Source organism: Streptomyces sp. NPDC025833, from assembly GCF_055558055.1.
In genome coordinates this window covers 269468-285235 of record NZ_JBVHNF010000013.1, presented here as the reverse complement: position 1 = coordinate 285235, position 15768 = coordinate 269468, and the positions used below count along the sequence as shown (strand labels likewise).

At 74.4% G+C, this 15768-nt stretch carries 15 protein-coding genes and 1 pseudogene; 12 read left to right on the top strand and 4 right to left on the bottom strand.

Features of this window, described 5'->3' with window-relative positions:
- Positions 1–138, bottom strand: a pseudogene (locus ACZ4K2_RS24690) (RNA polymerase sigma factor SigF); the annotation flags it as partial.
- Between the two features lie 655 nt (positions 139–793).
- Between ACZ4K2_RS24690 and ACZ4K2_RS24685 the strand changes: the two are divergent.
- The 6 genes from ACZ4K2_RS24685 to ACZ4K2_RS24660 all read left to right on the top strand — a co-directional run bounded on the left by ACZ4K2_RS24685 (position 794) and on the right by ACZ4K2_RS24660 (position 7508).
- On the top strand, positions 794–1864 hold the full coding sequence (locus ACZ4K2_RS24685; protein WP_467475645.1) for a S1 family peptidase: 1071 nt from the start codon (positions 794–796) through the stop codon (positions 1862–1864).
- Between the two features lie 252 nt (positions 1865–2116).
- Complete coding sequence (locus ACZ4K2_RS24680) at positions 2117–3343, top strand: helix-turn-helix domain-containing protein (protein ID WP_467475646.1); 1227 nt, start codon at positions 2117–2119, stop codon at positions 3341–3343.
- A 47-nt stretch (positions 3344–3390) separates the two neighbouring features.
- A complete protein-coding gene (locus tag ACZ4K2_RS24675) occupies positions 3391–3975 on the top strand; it encodes a hypothetical protein (RefSeq protein WP_467475647.1) in 585 nt (194 codons plus the stop codon).
- A 410-nt stretch (positions 3976–4385) separates the two neighbouring features.
- Positions 4386–4892: an SRPBCC family protein gene (locus ACZ4K2_RS24670; protein ID WP_467475648.1), complete on the top strand. Its 507-nt coding sequence runs from the start codon at positions 4386–4388 to the stop codon at positions 4890–4892.
- A gap of 290 nt (positions 4893–5182) precedes the next feature.
- Entirely contained in the window at positions 5183–5902 is a 720-nt protein-coding gene (locus ACZ4K2_RS24665; protein WP_467475649.1) for a cysteine hydrolase family protein, read from the top strand.
- Positions 5903–6362: 460 nt separating this feature from the next.
- On the top strand, positions 6363–7508 hold the full coding sequence (locus tag ACZ4K2_RS24660; RefSeq protein WP_467475650.1) for a hypothetical protein: 1146 nt from the start codon (positions 6363–6365) through the stop codon (positions 7506–7508).
- Between the two features lie 134 nt (positions 7509–7642).
- On the opposite strand, the gene ku is transcribed toward ACZ4K2_RS24660, so the two are convergent.
- Together ku and ACZ4K2_RS24650 are read right to left on the bottom strand one after the other, a co-directional pair.
- On the bottom strand, positions 7643–8641 hold the full coding sequence (gene ku / locus ACZ4K2_RS24655; RefSeq protein WP_467475651.1) for a non-homologous end joining protein Ku: 999 nt from the start codon (positions 8639–8641) through the stop codon (positions 7643–7645).
- A gap of 345 nt (positions 8642–8986) precedes the next feature.
- Positions 8987–10387, bottom strand: coding sequence for a DUF7507 domain-containing protein (locus ACZ4K2_RS24650; protein WP_467475652.1), 1401 nt, complete (start codon positions 10385–10387; stop codon positions 8987–8989).
- Between the two features lie 497 nt (positions 10388–10884).
- Between ACZ4K2_RS24650 and ACZ4K2_RS24645 the strand changes: the two genes are divergently transcribed.
- The gene (locus ACZ4K2_RS24645; protein WP_467475653.1) at positions 10885–11178 is read left to right on the top strand and encodes a hypothetical protein; all 294 of its coding nucleotides are present in this window, start codon (positions 10885–10887) and stop codon (positions 11176–11178) included.
- Positions 11179–11341: 163 nt separating this feature from the next.
- Entirely contained in the window at positions 11342–11575 is a 234-nt protein-coding gene (locus tag ACZ4K2_RS24640) for a DUF5133 domain-containing protein (RefSeq protein WP_467475654.1), read from the top strand.
- Positions 11576–11883: 308 nt separating this feature from the next.
- Here ACZ4K2_RS24640 and ACZ4K2_RS24635 read toward each other — a convergent pair whose 3' ends face one another.
- Entirely contained in the window at positions 11884–12276 is a 393-nt protein-coding gene (locus ACZ4K2_RS24635; RefSeq protein WP_467475655.1) for a class I SAM-dependent methyltransferase, read from the bottom strand.
- A 146-nt stretch (positions 12277–12422) separates the two neighbouring features.
- Here ACZ4K2_RS24635 and ACZ4K2_RS24630 point away from each other — a divergent pair, with 146 nt between their 5' ends.
- The 4 genes from ACZ4K2_RS24630 to ACZ4K2_RS24615 all read left to right on the top strand — a co-directional run bounded on the left by ACZ4K2_RS24630 (position 12423) and on the right by ACZ4K2_RS24615 (position 15737).
- On the top strand, positions 12423–12776 hold the full coding sequence (locus ACZ4K2_RS24630) for a hypothetical protein (protein ID WP_467475656.1): 354 nt from the start codon (positions 12423–12425) through the stop codon (positions 12774–12776).
- 543 nt (positions 12777–13319) lie between these two features.
- Complete coding sequence (locus ACZ4K2_RS24625) at positions 13320–13874, top strand: helix-turn-helix transcriptional regulator (RefSeq protein WP_467475871.1); 555 nt, start codon at positions 13320–13322, stop codon at positions 13872–13874.
- 112 nt (positions 13875–13986) lie between these two features.
- Positions 13987–14577, top strand: a complete 591-nt coding sequence (locus ACZ4K2_RS24620) for a toxin (protein ID WP_467475657.1) — start codon at positions 13987–13989, stop codon at positions 14575–14577.
- Entirely contained in the window at positions 14574–15737 is a 1164-nt protein-coding gene (locus tag ACZ4K2_RS24615; protein WP_467475658.1) for an MAB_1171c family putative transporter, read from the top strand. Before ACZ4K2_RS24620 ends, ACZ4K2_RS24615 begins: the two co-directional genes overlap by 4 nt.
- Positions 15738–15768 lie beyond the last annotated feature (31 nt).

Sequence of the window (15768 nt, the reverse complement as noted above, 5' to 3'; positions counted from 1 at the left end):
CTCCTCCAGCACCGCCAGCCGCCCGAAGAACAAACGGGACAACTCCCGCGCATCCTTCGGCGCCACCCGGGAGGGATCCGCGACCTCCGGCAGCTTTGACGTCCGCGTATCCGTTGCCGCCGTGCTCATGAGCGCCACGTTGTTCCCCTCCCGAGTGCGATGACGGCCCCTGCCGCCTCTCCGAAACGCCTGACGGGCGCGCGTATACCCCGCCCTCGCGCGGCCACACCCGCCTTCACACGATCAACCGGTACCGGCACTGGTGCCGGTGCCGGTGCCGGTGCCGGTGCCGGCGGGCCCCGGCCTCCCGCATCCGTCCTCGCGCCGCGTGCGCGTCCGTGCCCGCGCCGGCGGCGCGGTGGCCGCCTGGCGGTCGCCGCGCCGCGGCCGGCCGCGCGCGCCCCGCGCCGGTTTCCCCTGCCCTGACGCGCCGCCGCCCGCAGGGAATTGACGCCGTCCCTATTGGCGGGGGCTCAGAAACAGTTAGTCGCGGTTCTGTTAATTTTTGGGCCGCTCTTCAGGGTTGTCAGGGACACGCGTACGACAGGAAAGTTCTCCTGCGGGTTCGGCAGCAGCTTCCTCACCGTAATCCGCTCTTCCCCCACATGGCCGTCGTCGACGGCTGTTCCGAAATGGAGAAAAGGTGCTTCGTCTACGCGCGATCGTGGCCTCCTGTGCCGCGACGGCGGCATTGGTCATATCCTCGGGTGCGGTTTCGGCGCACGGCGCCACCGCGACGGAATCGTCCGCCTCGGCGGCGTCGGCGGCGCCCCACGGCCGCTACCACCCGCAGATGGTGCACGCGCTCGCCCGGTCCCTCGGCATCGACGACGCGGCGGCCGTGCGGCGGCTCGACGCGCAGGCCCGTCAGCAGGCGGCGCTGCGCGGCCTGCGGCTGCCGGGCGTCGACGCCCGCGGCGCCTTCTTCGACGGCGCGGGACGGCTGACGGTGAACGTCACCGCCGCGGGCCCGGCCCGCCAGGTCAGGGCCGCGGGGCTGACGGCGCGCGTGGTGCGGCACGGCGCGGACGAACTGAGCCGGATCAAGGCCGCGTTGGACAAGTACGCCGAGACGGGCAAGCCCGCCGGCGTGCAGGGGTGGGGCGTGGACCCGGTGTCCGACCGGGTCGTGGTCCAGGTGCGCGACGCCTCGGCGGCCGGGACCGGGAGCTTCCTGAAGAAGGCCGCGTCCTACGGTTCCGCGGTCGCCGTGCGGCACGACGGGGGCCGGGCCGTCTCGACGGCGGCCACCGTCTACCCGGGCAGCCGCACGGACTACGGCAACCACTACTGCTCGGTCGGCTTCGGTGCCCGCACCTCCTCCGGCGGGCAGGTCCTGGTGACCGCGGGCCACTGCGTGGAGTCCCTGCCCGACCTGTACTACAACGGCGCGCACTTCGCCAAGGGCACCACCACCCGCTTCCACCACGGCCAGACCAGCATCGACATGGGCCTGGCCTCCGTCGACGCCGGCAGTTCCATCGCCACCCGGGTCGGCACCTGGAACAACGGCGCCGACATCGCCGTCCAGGGCAGCCGGCGTGCCGCGGTCGGCTCCGACGTCTGCAAGTCCGGAGCCACCTCCCACTGGACCTGCGGTTCCATCAAGTCCTACGACTACTCGGTGACCTACACCGACCCCGGGCAGCCGGCGACGCTGGTGACCAACCTCGGCCTGAGCAACGTGTGCGACCTCGGCGGGGACAGCGGCGGCGCCTGGATCTCCGGCAACCAGGGCCAGGGCATGACCTCCGGCGGCCAGACCGACAACAGGTGCAACGGCGTCTACGGGCAGGGCGTGTCCTACTTCCAGCCCCTGGACGACGCCCTGAGGTACTACGGCCTGAGCCTGAACACCGCCTGATCGGGCGGGATGCCGAAGGACCTCGGCGCGACGGCCTCCCCAGACGCCGCGCCGGGCCGGCACGGCCCCCGGCCGGCGGGCCCGCGAACGGTGCGCATCGGGCACCGGCGGACCCGCCGCGCATCCCCACCACGGGTTTGGCGCGGACCCGTGCGGGGGCTGGGCCACGCACCACCAGGTCCTGGGGGTGCCGCGGGCGACCGCGGCACCCTTGGAGGGGTTTCCGATCGGGTCGCTGTCTCGGGAGCGTGCATGAACCAGCCGGACCGCCTGCCGGCAGCAGAGCGGACCGCGGAGCGGACACCGGACCGCGCCGCCGACCGGACGGAACAACCGGCCGCCGACCGGACGGGGCAGCCGGCACCGGCCGCCGACCGGGCAGAACAACCGGCCGCGGACCGGACGGGGCAGCCGGCGGGGAAACCCGCCGAGGACCCCGCCGGGGACCCGGCCGAGGGCCCCGCCGGGGAACGGGCCGCGGACCGGGCGGAAGAGGCGGCGGGGAAGCCGGCCGGGAGGCGGGCCCGGGAGGCGGCGGCGGGGGGCCGGGCGGACGGCGGGCAGGCCGTGGTCCGGGGCACGTTCGGCGAGGCGTTCCGCGCGGCGCTGAGGGCCAGCGGGCTGTCCTTGCAGCGGCTGCACCACCATCTCGGCGAGCGGGGCGTCGTGGTGAGCCCGGTGACGCTGAGCCACTGGCAGCGGGGCAGGAGCCAGCCCGAGCGCCGGCAGTCCCTGCGGGCGGTCGCGGAGATCGAGGGCATCCTCGGCCTGCCGCGCGGCGCGCTGCAGGCGCTGCTGACCGGCCGGCGGCCCCGGGGCCGGGCCATGAGCGCGCGGGGCGAGAGCTGCGCGGCCCTCTCCCGCATCCTCGGTCCCGGCGCGCCGCTGGAAGTGGCGCTGGGTGCCGACGCCTACCGCTTCAACGAGGATCTCGTCAGCCTCTCCGTGCAGGAGACGGTGCGGCTGGACGCGCGCGGCTGCATAGCGCGCTACGCCGTCAGCCATGTCGTGCGCTGCGCCCGCGACGGCGTGCGGCACCTGACCGCCCACCACAACCTCGACGACGTCGACACCCCTTCCGTGCAGGTGAGCGTGGAGTGCGGGCGGCTGGAGGCCCTGCGGTTCCGGCAGGAGGTGGGCTCCGCGGTCTTCGACATCGGTTTCGGCCGCACGCTGCGCCGGGGCGACACCGCGATCGTCGGCTACACCCTCGACGTCGGTCCGCGCTGGAAGCCCTCCGACCACCACGAACGCACCCTGGCGGTCCCGGTCAGGCAGTACCTCCTGCACATCTTCTTCCATCCCGAACATCTTCCGTCGTCGGTGTACGGCTACTTCAAGGAGGCGTCCGGCGCGGAACGGCGGGACCTGCGTCCGCTCGTCCTGGACGCCTCGCACAGCGTGCACATCATGCCCGCCAAGTGCAGTGCCGGGATCTACGGGATCGCGTGGGAACGGGATGGGTCCGACCGCTCATGAGGACCGCCGCGACCGCGCGCACGGTGCCCTCGCCGAGGAGACACCGCATGCCCCGCTTCCGCCGGACCTTCGCCGCCACCGCCCCCGCCGTGCACACCGTGCGGCGCAGGATGTGCGCGGTGGTGCAGTGGTGGGGGGCCGCGCTCGACGACGAACAGCGCCTGGCCCTGCACGTGGTGGTCTCGGAACTGCTGGCCGACGGCCTTCGCCGGGCGTGCGGTGAGCTGACCGCCGAGGTCACCCTGGACCACCCGTACCTCATCGTCGAGGTCACCGACGACGGCCCCCCGCCGCGCCACCGGGCGGACGCGGGCCCGGGTGCCGGGCAGGAGCACCTCCTCGCCCGGCTCGACGCGCACTGCCTGCTCCAGGGGCAGGAGCCCGCGGGCACCGGACGGCGCCGGTTCGCCGTCCTGTCCCTGGAGCGGCGACCGCGCGACGCGGCACGGCCGAAGGCCCCGGCGCCGGCGCGGGGGTGCGGGCCCGGGGAGCCGCCCGTCCGCTGGACCCTGACCCCGGCCGCGCACCGCCTGCTGGGGCGGCTCCTGCCCAGCGAGCGGGAAACCGCGCTGCCCGCCGAACGGGACACCCGGCGCGAGGCGGACGGGCCCGGCGGACGGCCACGGCCCTGACGCCGGACAGGACAAGGCATCGACGCCTTCCGGCAGGCCGTGGAAACGGGCGGGGCGCAACGCCTGCGCCGACCGCTCGCCGCGCCGCCCGGGGCCGGTGCAGGAGCACACCCCGTCCGGCCGGAACGCCCACCTGCTGGTGGTCTCCCGGGACCCCGGCCTGTGCTACGGCCACGGGGTGCGCGTCGGTACGGGCCGGGGGGCTGGGCGTCGCGTCCGCCGTGTGGGGCGCGTCCGGGGTGCGGGTCCGCTTCCCCACCGGGCACGAGGTCTTCGTCCCCGCCCGTTCCTTCGTCCGCGGCAGGTGAGCGGGCCCGGCCGCTTCGCCGCCGGGCCGTTTCGGCACGGGGACCTACCATGAGTCACTACCAATGAGTAACTCCGGTTGTGTCGAGGAGAGGTCCCCCCTGATGGCCCGTGTCTTCACGGTGAGCGACAGCATTCTGATCGGTGTCCCGCCCGACGCCGCCTACCGGGCCGTCAGCCGCCCCTCCGACATGGGCCGCTGGAGCCCGGAGAACCTGGGCACGGCAGGGGACGCGGGCGAGGGGCCCGCCGTCCTGGGCACGACGTTCACCGGACGCAACCGGCGCGGGAGGTTCCGCTGGGTGACCCGGTGCACGGTCACCGCGGCCGATCCGGGGCGGCGCTTCGCGTTCCGGGTGCACGCCATCGGGGTCAGGCGGCCGCGGCTGCGCGGCCCGATCGCCAGCTGGGAGTACCGCTTCGAGCCGGCGGAAGGGGGGACCCGCGTCACCGAGACCTGGACCGACGACCGGCGCGCCTGGCCCGCCTTCGCGGCCGGGGTCTTCGACCGGATCGTCACCGCCGGCAGCACCTTCCCCGACTTCCAGGCCCGCAACATCCGCGCGACGCTGCGCAACCTCAAGCGGGAACTGGAGACCGGCGGCGCGTGAACGCGGCCCGGGCAGGGGCGGGGCGGGCGGGGGCCGTGCGGCGATGTCGTTTTCTGCATGTCGGATGACATTGCCGACGCGCGCGGCCGGCCATAGCGTCATGGGTGCAGGTCACCGGACCGGTACCTCATCGCCCAACTCCCCCCTCCCAGGTGGTTCTTCATGCCCAGAACGACGTTGCCCCAGCCCCACGGATTAGACGGCGCGCGACGGCGGCGCGGCGGTGCCCGCGCCGCCGTCGCCGCCCGGTACGAGGCCACCGCCGTCGTCTCGCAGGGGGGTCGGCTCCGATGAAGCCGCCGCGTTCCGTTCTCGCGCTGTGCACCGCCGCCGTCGTCGCGGCCACCCTTGCCGGATGCGGCTCGACCTCACAGTCCGCCTCGGACGGGGACCGGACGCCGGCGCCCGCCGCCCGGGCGAACGTCGCCAAGGACACCAGGACGCTGAGGCAGCTCAACGGCCTCGACGAGACCCCGGCCACCCTGGCGGACGCCACCCTCGTCCTCGTCGACTACCAGAACACCTACACCCGCGGGGTGATGGAACTCGACGGCTGGCGGCCCGCGGTCGACAACGCCCGGGCCCTGCTGGAGCGGGCCCGCAAGGCCGGCACCCCGGTCATCCACATCGTCGACAAGGGCTACGACCTGAAGTCCGAGGCGGGCCGGATCATCCCCGCGCTCAAGCCCGCCAAGGGCGAGCAGGTCGTGGTGAAGAGCGTTCCCAACGCCTTCCACGGCACCGATCTGGCCGCGAAGGTCAAGAAGACCGGCCGCAAGAACGTGATCGTCGCCGGGTTCATGACCAACATGTGCGTCCTGTTCACCGCGCAGGGCGCCTTCCTCGACGGCTACCGGCCGACCGTGGTCGCCGACGCCTCGGCCACCCGGCCGCTGCCGCTGAAGGGCAACCCGGACGGCATCCCCGCCGAGCAGGTCCACGCATCCGCTCTCGCCACGGTCCAGGACCTGTACGGGGTCGTGGTGCCCGCGCAGAAGTCCCTGACCTGACCCCGCCGCCCGCCCGGCCGGCGAACGGCCGGGCGGGCGGGCAGCCGGGCGGGCGGGCAGCCGGTGACAGCGGGGCGCCCCCCGCACCCCGCGCACCACCGCCCACGCCCGGCCCCTCCCCCAGGGCCGTCACGACCAGGCCGTCACGACCAGAACGTCACCACCGGGCCGGCACCCACCGGGCCGGCGCTGCGGGCCGCTGCCGCGGGCCGTCACCACCGGGCCGCTGTCGCGGGCCGGCCGGTGCTCCCGGCCGCGCCGCCCACCCGGCCGGCCGGTTCTTCCCCACATCCGTCCCCCGCCTCGGCGGTCCTCCCACCGCTTCGGCTCCCCCACGCCCGCGGCCTCCCGCACTCCCTCCGGCTTCCCCCCACGCCTGATCCCCCCACGCCTTGAGCTCCCCCCACATCTTTCCCCCCACCCCGCAGAAAACCGATCACTCACCATGGAAAGACGGGGCATGGCAACTCGTAGAGGATTTCTGGGTACCGTTTCGGCAGCAGGGGCAGCCACCTTCCTCACCCAGACCCAGGCGGCCGCCGACACGGCGGCCGAACCGACCGCACCGGCCGCACCGGCGGTGACCGACGAGAAGGCGGCACGGGACGCGATACGCAGCGTCAACGCCGGGATGCGCGCCAACTACGCGTCCCTGAAGGCCGAACTGGTCAAGCACCTCAGCCCGGTCGTCGTCGTCCAGAACAACGCCGTCGGCGGACGCTTCACCCTGATCAACAACGGCGTGCAGGTCGAGACGGTCGACCCGGTCGCGGAGTACTTCGAACTGGCCAAGTCGCTCGCGCACGTCCCCCTGGGCATCTACTCCGTGCTCGCCGCCTACCTCAGCGACCAGGTGCCCAACATCCCCAACTCCGAGCGGATCGACCCGCACGACCTGGACATGGTCGCGTTCAGGAACCCGGGCGACAAGGGCTGGATCACCCCGCTCAACGCCTACCGCACCACGCTGAACTCGGCACTGGTCAAGCTGCCCACCGCGAACCTCCCGGCGGACCTGTACACCTCCTGCAACAAGATCCTCACGGAGGCCGTCAAGTTCATCGACACCATCGTCAAGGCGCAGTCGTTCGACATGGTGGCGTACAACCGGTTCGCCGCGACCGTCTACCCCGCCGTCCGCGTCAACATGACCTTCGCCGCCACCGCGCAGATCACCGGCATCGAGGCCCTGATGAAGCGGTGGCGCGCGCTCATCGGTGAGCAGGCGTGGAGCAACCTCTACGTCACGGTGCTGTCGATCTGGACGACGTCCGAGCTGAACCAGGCGTCCATCATCATCCGCCGCACCATGAACCAGGCGAAGGTGGACACCCACCTGATCGACCTGCCCACCGTGGAGACCCCCTCGGACCCGATCGCCGTGGCCCTGGACAACCTGGCGCGCATCGTCCAGGACAACGTCGCCGCCGAGATGGTCTTCAACACCGACCTCAAGGTCGCCGACGCCCTCAAGGGCAAGGAGGACCTGCTCTCGGACGAGATCCTCAAGCAGGTCGGCGCAACGGCGCCCGCCGCCGGGACCGCTGCCTTCGGCGCGGCGGCGGGCGGGGCCTGCCCGATCACCGGGCGCACCGCCGCGGTGTAACCGGCCGCGGCGGTCCGGGCGGCCGCCGCGGTGCCGCCGGCCGCGGCGGTGTGCGTGCCCGGACGTCCTGCGCCCCCTGCCGGGCGGGGGGCGTCCGGGTGACGGCAGACGGCCGGTGGCCGGGAGCGGGGGTGTCACGCGCTGCGCGGGCGCCGGCCCGGCGTCTTCTTCGCGGCCGTCTTCTTCGCGGCCGTCTTCTTCCCGGCCGCCGGCTGTGCGGCGGTCTGCTGTGCGGACGTCCGCCGGCCGGTGGTCCGCTTCGCGGCGGCTTTCCGGGCCGGCTGCTTCCCGGCGGGTGTCTTCTTCTGCGGGGCCGGCAGTTCGTGCACCTCGGCGGGGCCGGCGTCCTCGCCGCGGGAGGCCCGGGCCTTGTGCACCGACTCCTGCAGCGCGGCCATCAGGTCGAGCACCGGGGCGGGCCGCTCCGGTTCGGGGGCCTGCGGCAGCGGTCTCTCCTCCCGTTTGGCCTCGATGATCCGGGCGATGGCCTCGGTGTAGCGGTCGCGGAACTCCTCCCCCTCCAGCCGGTCGACGCTCAGGGTGTCCATCAGGGCCAGCGCTCCCCTGATCTCGTCCTCGGACACCTCGGTCGGCGGCGGCAGCAGTTCGCCGGGGTCGCGGATCTCGTCGGGCCAGCGCATGGCGTGCAGGACCAGGACGCCGTCGCGGACGCGCAGCAGTCCCAGGCGCTCACGCCCGGACCAGGCGTACTTCGCGACGGCCACCTTCGCCGACCGGGACAGGGCCTTGACCAGCAGCTTGTAGGGCTTGGCGGCGACCTGGCCGGCGGGCTGGAGGTAGTACCCCTCGGCGATCCTGATCGGGTCGACGGAGTCCAGCGGCACGAAGGCGTCGATCTCGATGGCCTTCGCCGTCGGCAGCGGCAGGTTGCTCAGGTCCTCGTCCGTGATCGGCACGACCTGCGTGCGGGTCAGCTCGTAGCCCTTGCCGATCTCGTCCTGGGAGACCTCGCGGCCCTCCAGTTCGCACACCTTGCGGTAGCGGACCCGGCCGCCGTCCTCCAGGTGGTACTGGTGGAGGTGGATCGAGTGGTCCTCGGTCGCCCCGACCACGTTGACCGGCACCGTGACCAGGCCGAACGAGATCGCGCCGGACCAGATCGTGCGGGGCATGCCACACCCTTCCTCGCCGTCGTCCCCGAGCACCACCAAGGCTAGGGACGCCCCGGGCCGCCCGCACCCGCGGGCGGCCGGCCGTGCACCGCGCGCGCGGACCCCGCCGCCCGGCCGCACAGGGGGCCCCGGCGGGCCGATGGGCGGGCCGCGCCGGCGGTCACCCGTTCGGCCGCGTGTGCGTCGTGGGGTGCGGGGCACACGGCGGGACGCGTTGTGGTGCGCGCGTTTCGGCGGGCGGCGGCGCGGCCGGTTCCCGAGTCCGGCCGCGGCGCCGCCCGCCACCGCCCCGTACCGGGCCCGGCAGGACGCGGTACGGGGCGGTGGCGGGGTGCGGGCGGTGCGTCAGGTGCCGGAGCAGGGGTCGCAGCAGGCGGGGGCGGGCCGGACGCAGACGGTGGTGGTGTCGGTGTTCGCGGCTGGGCCGGGGTCGTGTTCGTTGCCGGTGGCGGTGGCGGTGTTGGTGAGCAGGCCGGCCCGGGTGGCCTTGGCCCGCAGGACGAGGGTGGCGGTGGCGCCGGCGGCCAGGTCGCCCACGGTCCACCGTCCGGTGGCCGGGTCGTAGCCGCCGCTCGTGCCGTCGGCGGACAGGAAGGCCAGGCCGTCGGGGAGGCGGTCGGTGACGGTGACTCCGGTGGCCCCGTTGGGGCCGTCGTTGCGCACGGCGACGCGGTAGGCGACCGTCTGGCCGACGGTGACGGTGGTGGCGTCGGCGGCCTTGGTCACGGCCAGGTCGGCGGCGGGCCTGACCTTGGTGAGGGTCTCGCCGGAGGTCGCCGTCAGCGGTTCGGGCCGCGGCCCGAGCCGGTTGTCGTAGGAGGCGGCCGCGGTGTTGCTGATCTGCCCGCCGCCGCTCTCGCGGTCGATGACGACCCGGTACTCCACCGTGGTCCCCGCGGGCAGGGCGTCGGTGCTGGGCAGGCTGCCCCCCGCGACGCCGGAGGCGCCGTTGCCGAGGTGGAAGACGACCTGGTCCGTCCCGGCGTCGTGGTACGCCTGGTCGTCGCCCCGCGCGTCGGTCTTCACCCCGGCGTTGGGGCCGTCGACGACGCGCAGGGAGCCGGGCAGGTACGTCGTGCCCGCCGGGACGGTGTCGGTCAGGACGAGGTTCTCCGCCGCGCCGCCGCCCTCGTTCCTGGCGGTGATGCGGTAGGTGAGGACGTCGCCCACGTCCAGCGGGCCCGCGGGGATCGCGGTCTTGGTGAGCACCACGTGGGGGGCGGTGCCGAAGAAGATGCCGTCCAGGAAGTTGCCGACGCCGCGGTTGCCGCCGGCGGCGGAGACGGAGCGGAACGCGAAACGCGTCACGCTCTGGCCGGCCGGGACGGTGTAGGTGCCGGTGTAGAAGCCCCAGGCGGTGTTGCCGTCGGTGATGCGCCGCTGTTCGACCGTGGCGCCCGGTGCGCCGATGTCCAGCGCCATGGTGTCCTCGCCCTGGCGGCCCCGGTGGAACAGCCGCCAGTACAGCTTCGTGCCGGGCGTGGTCGGCAGGTCCTGGTAGAGCGTGGAGACCTCGTTGGCGTTCAGTTCGGCGAACTGGGCGCCGTCGGCCGCCGGTACGCCGTTGAAGCCCGACCGCCACAGTTCGATCAGGTGGTCGGATGCGGTGGTGAGCCAGCCCGGGACCCGTTTGGGTACCTGGGTGCGGGAGGCGTCGGGCAGGAACTCCACGTCGGTCACGGCGGGTTCTTCGAAGCTGCCGTTGACCAGGGAGACCCGCAGCGGGGCGGCGGGAGGTGTGGTCATGGTCGTTTCCCCCTCGTTTTTTCGCGTCGGCGCTGCGGGGAACGCGCCGCCGGCCCGCCTCGGGTGGGAAGCGCCGTGGCGGAGCCGCAACACCCAGTAGCGCAGCGCACTCCTTTCGTGACGTAAAGCGATCACGGGTGGGGGTCGGCCATCCGGGCGCGGGAGGTTTGCGCGGTCCCTTCCCCCGCACCGGTGCCACCGGCCCCGCGTCCGTGGCCGCCGGCGTGCCTCTTACGCCGCACCCGCCCCAGGGGGTCTGCCCCGCCTCGGTCCGTCACGGCCGGAACTCCCCGTCGCCCGCGCCGTCGCCCTCCCCTGCCGGGGTGAACCGGCCGCCGCCCGGTTGACGCGGTCCCCGGGCGGCCGCCCGGGGAGGTGCGGCGAAGCGGCCGATTCGCGGGGGTGGCACGGGGCGTGCGGGCGGGTATCCGCTGCCGTGACCGGGGCGCCCACCGAGGGCGCCCCCAGCCGGACGGAAAAGAAGGGGGACGCGAGGCGTGAGTGCCGAGGCGAACAGCTCCGCAAGGATCACGGGAAAGGTCCAGGGCCGGGACATCGTCCTGGCGGGACCGCTGTCGAAGGAGGAGATCCGCGACAGGGTGTGGTGGTGGCAGATCCCCGACCCCACGACCTCCAAGGAGCGGCAGGACGCCGCCCACGTGTACGACGCCGCCTGCGACGACGTGATCGCCACCCTGGGCGGCTACTACGAGGTCGGCGGTGACGCCCGCAGCCCCGCGGCCCGGGAGCTGGTGGAACTGGTGTACGCGGAGCTGAACCCGCAGGGGTGACACGGCCCGCCCGGCGCCGTCACCGGACGGGATCCGCCCGGCGGGGGCATACGGTGGCCGGTCGGGGGCAGACGCTCCTCCGGAGGGCCACCCGGCGGATGCGCGCTCCACGGATGCCGTGCGCCGGATGCGACGGGCCCCCTGTGCGAGAGAGGTTGACGCTGTGCTGCTTCCTGCGGAGAAGGAACTGCGTGTCCTGCTGGCCCACTTCGCCGAGGCCCGTTTCCGCCATGACCTGCAGCCCACCGGCCTGTCGAGCCGGGAGCTGCAGGACACCTCCGCCCGGCTGTGCGCGCTGACCGGTGCCGCGTCGGTGGAGCAGGCCCTCGTCGACGCCGACGCCCTGCTGGAGCGGCTGCGGTCCGCGCGCCGGACCGGCCCGGCCATGGCCGCCTGAACCCCCCGGCGGGGCATGCCGAGCCCCCCCCTCGGCGGCCCACGGCCCCGGGGACGCTCCGGCGGACGGCGGTCCCGGAGACGCTCCGGCGGCCGCCGCCCGGCTTGCGGGCCGCGACCGGGGCCGGGGCCACCGCGCCTTCCGCTTCTCTCCCCCCGCTCCTCCCCCGGTTCCTTCCCTCGCCGCCGGGCCGCCGCTGCGGCGGCCCAGCGGCCCCCTGCCGGCCGGTCGGCTCGCAGCGGAACCCGTAGCTGTCCAGGGACGGGCAGTCGAACCGGTAGTCGGGCTTCTGGCCCAACACGAACGGTTCACCGTTCGCCGCCCGGCACCAGCCCCTCGTGGACGGCACAGCACATCCGTTCCATCACCGCGATGCCGGGGGCACAGTTGAGGCACTGCGCGGCCAGGGCGATGCCGAAGCGCTGCCCGAAGGGCGGCGGTTCGGCCACGTCCCCGGCCTCGTAGCGCACGCCCAGCGGGTCACGGCACTCGAACTCGCGGGCGACGGCGGCCATCTCGGCGGAGACGCCGATGCCGAGGACGTCACCGGCGCCGCGCCGCCTGAGCTGCCCGCCGCAGAAGGTGCGGGGTGCGGGCGCCGTGGGGCCGGCCGGGCGGTCCTGCGGCGGGGCGGGTTCTCGCGGCGGGGCGGGGCGGTGCCCGTCCGTGCGGTGCCCCTTCCGGCCGGGGCCGCTCCCCACGGAGGCTGTTCCCCACCGAGGCGGCGCACTACCGAGGTGGCTTTCTTCGGGGCGGCTGCGCCGAGTGCACCTGGTGGCGCGCCCGGACGGCTGACGCGGGGCGCGGGGCGCACGGCGTTGTCAGTGCCCCCTGCGACCGTGGGCCCATGACGCCGACCACCGTGGACGCCGCTCGGGAAGCACTGGTCGCGGTGCTGCGCCCGCCGGTGCTCAACACCCTGACCGCGCGCGCCGACAGCCTGCGCCGCACCCTGCCCCCGCGCCCCGACGCGGCCGTGGAACGCTACGCCTGGCTGCGGTCGCTGACCGCCGAACAGGCCCGCCGCGCCGCGCTCCTGGACCGCCTGGACGCGCTGTGCGGGCACCTCGGCGGGCAGCCCGCTCCCGGCTGCCGCGCCGACGATCCGCTGCCGGACGCGGCCCTGGAGGAGGCCGAGGGGTTCAACCGGCAGCTCACAGCACTGATCGCCGCCTACCGCGCGGCCCGGCGTGCCCCGTGAACGCGGCCGGCACCGGCACACCGCCGCGCCGGACCCGCACGGTCCGGCCCGCGACCGGGCGCGGACCGGGGCCCGGGAGCGGACCGGGGCCGGGGGACGGCGGGGTGGGCGGGGCGGCGGGGTGTGCGGGACGGCCGCGGGCCGAGTGGGCGGTGGGCCGCGGGCGTGTGGTCACGGCGGCACCCCTGCCCCGGCGGCCGGGCCGGGACGGCCCTTGAGGCCGTGGCCGGTCACCTTACGGGCCTGTGGTGCCGTCCGTCCGGCGGGGCCGGCGGGGACGGCGGGGCCAGCGCAGATGGCGGGGCCGGCGGGGTGGGTCGCCTGGGTGGCGGTCCTGCTACCGCGCGCCGGATGACGTCAACCGAATCTGCGTTGCCGTGCAGGTTTTCCCGACACTGTCGACCGGCCGGGGTGGGGCGGATACGCTCGCGGTGAGTCCCACCCCAGATCAGCGACGCGCCCAGGAGAATCCCGGTGGCAGCAGATGACGCCTACGCAAGACTGGCCGGAACCTTGGAGCGTATCCGGCATGCCTGCGGGTGTGTGCGGTTGACGGACGTGCTGGACGTGCGGGAGCTGTCGTACGAGACGGGGATCGCCGAGGCGGTGGTGGGGGCGCTGCTGGCGGGGGGCCGGGCTGAGGAGTCGTCGGTGGCCGAACGCGTGCGGCGGCGGCTGGACTTCCTGCGTGAGACGCGCCGGCGTGAGGACGGCAAGCGGTACACCCTGGAGGAGATCGCCGCGGCGGCGGGGGTGACGCGGCAGACGATGAGCGAGTGGCGCAGGAAGGGCATGCCCAGTCTGGAGTCCGCGGACCGGCTGCGGCGTTTCTTCGTGCTGCCGCCGGGGTTCTTCTTCGCCGACGAGCCCGAGGCGCTGGACGAGGCGTTGCAGCGGCATGTGCGGGAGCTGGAGGTGAGGTCGGATCCGCTGGGGCAGTTGCGGACGCCGGAGATCCTGCGGCTGGCCGCGCGGGGGCTGCTCTCGCCCAGCGGGGTGCGGGCGATGGCGCAGTGGGCGGAGGCGGTCACGCGGCCCGTCGAGGACGGCGGGGCCGGCGGGGCCGGCGGTCGGGGTGCCGGGGAGCGTGCGCGGTGAGCGTCGGGTGCGGTGGGCTGTGGTGCGGGCCGGGCGGCGGGGGCCGGCCGGGGCGGGTTGCGGGTTGCGGGCGGGGCTTGGCGGGCCGGTGTCGGGGCGGGCGGTGTACGGGGTGACCCGGTTGCGCCGGTGGCAGAGGTTACGTGAACGCGACCGGCAGATGCGGCAGTTCGCCGAGACGCTGATCGCTCCGGTGCGCCAGCGGCTGGGTGCGGCGGGCGGGCAGGGGTCGCGGGCGGCGAGTGCGGAGGAGTTGTTCGAGGCGCTGGTGGAGTCGGCGGGCCGGTGGCGCGGTGAGCGCCGGCTGGTGGTGCACCGGGTGCACATTCCGCGTGAGTTCAGGGCGACGGGGATGTGGCTGGAGCGGGTGGACCGCGACGACGTCATCATCGAGCAGGACGCGGAGGTCTGGCACCAGGCGCAGATCTTCGGTCACGAGCTGTGGCACATGCGGCAGAAGGACGGTTTCTCGCCGGAGCAGTTGGCGGGCGGGGCGTGGGAGGCGCTGGAGTCGGCGCACGCGCACGGGGCGCAGCCGGCCGCGGCGCGGTCGCGGTTCGACGAGGATCCCGAGAAGGAGGCCGAGTTGTTCGGGATCCGGATCGGGCAGGAGATGCGGGCGCTGATGGAGCGGGACGTGCTCAGCGGCGAGACGGCCCGCCGTATCGCGGATGCTCTCAACTACCGGGGGAAACGTACGTGATCGGGTCGGTCAACTATCTGAGCAGTGCGTTGCTGGCGGTGGCCCTGCTGGTGAAGCTGCCGGATCTGGTGCGGCACTGGCGTGATCCCTCGCTGCGGGCGATCAACGCGGTGCTGGCGCTGGGGCTGGTGTGCTTCCTGCTGGGGGCGCCGGCCTCGGTGCGGGTGATCAACGATGTCAGCGGGGTCGCCAATCTGGCCGCGCCGCTGACGTACGGGTCGATCACCGCCTATGGTGCGGCGCTGCTGATCCTGATCGCCTGCTGGCGCGGGGGTCCGGCGCTGCGCCGTACGACGCGGGTCTGGGTGTGCGGGTATGCGGTGGTCCTGGCGGGTGTGGCGGCTCTGTTCGCGCTGGGGGAGGCCGGTGAGGAGCGGCGCAGTGATTTCGACACCTATTACGCCACCACGCCGTGGATCGCGGCGATGGTGGTGCTGTATCTGGTGGCGCATCTGACGGCGGTGAGTGTCAGTGCGGTGTGGTCGCTGCGCTGGGCGTTCGAGGCGGAGGTGCGCAGGCGGCCCTGGCTGCGGGCGAGTCTGCTGACGATCGGGGCGGGTACGGTCCTCAGTTCCGGTTACAGCGTCTCCAAGCTGGTGGCGGTCGGTGCGCGGTGGGCGGGCCGGGACTGGGAGGTGCTGGGCACCTCGGTGCCGCCGCTGTGCGCGGGTCTGGGTGCGCTGCTGACCGTGACGGGTGTGCTGCTGCCGATGGCGGGTCATCATCTGTCGGCGTGGCGGGACTTCTTCCGGCTGGCGCCACTGGACGCCGTGCTGGATCCGGTATTGACGGAGCGTGCGCTGCGGGTGGAGCGGCCGCGTTCGCCGTTGCTGTGGGGCACGTGGCGGTGGAGCACCGTCCACAACGGTCTGCTGGCGATCGAGACGCTCTACGACGAGGTGCTCTTCGCGAAGACGCATGATGCGGAGCTGCGCAGGACGGGTGACTGGTCGAGGGCGCGTGCGGCGGCATGGGCGGTGACGATCGCGGCGGCGGTGCGGCGCTGCGGGGAGTGTGCCGTGGAGCCGGCCGGCGTGCCGGTGCGGCTGTCGCATCCGCGGGACGCGGCGTCGCTGGTGCTGATCGCCGACGCGGTGCGCAGGGGCGGGGGTGAGGTGCGGGTGGCCGGGCCGGGGCCGGCGAAGGCGCGTTCGGTGTGAGCGGGGTGTGCGGTGCACGATACGTCCACAC